This is a genomic window from Pseudomonas tremae (assembly GCF_001401155.1).
GTDB classification, from domain to species: domain Bacteria; phylum Pseudomonadota; class Gammaproteobacteria; order Pseudomonadales; family Pseudomonadaceae; genus Aquipseudomonas; species Aquipseudomonas tremae.
The window spans coordinates 1-264 of sequence record NZ_LJRO01000378.1 but is presented as its reverse complement, the minus strand read 5'-3'; the positions used below and the strand labels follow the sequence as shown (position 1 = coordinate 264).

The following is a 264-nucleotide window of genomic DNA, read 5'->3' as shown; positions in this document are numbered from 1 at the left end:
GTTAGCGAACCATCGAGAAGTCTTTATATCTACAGTCAAGTCTAGGTTTAGAGGCTCCGAAGCTTACGAGTGTTGCTCAGTCCGAACTCAATGACAGCTGCTTTACGCGATATGCTGCGGTCGCGCGCGGCCTTTACGCGTCCATATCGACTATCACGTTGAGGTCGATGGCCACTTTTACTCGGTGCCATACCAGTTGGTGAAGCACCAACTCGAAGTGCGGCTCACCGCCCAGACCGTCGAGTGCTTCCACGCCAACCAGCG

1 pseudogene is annotated in these 264 nt (G+C 54.2%); it reads left to right on the top strand.

The annotated features are described in order from the left end of the window. Positions 1-136: 136 nt before the first annotated feature. Positions 137-264, top strand: a pseudogene (locus ALO43_RS32160) (Mu transposase domain-containing protein); the annotation flags it as partial.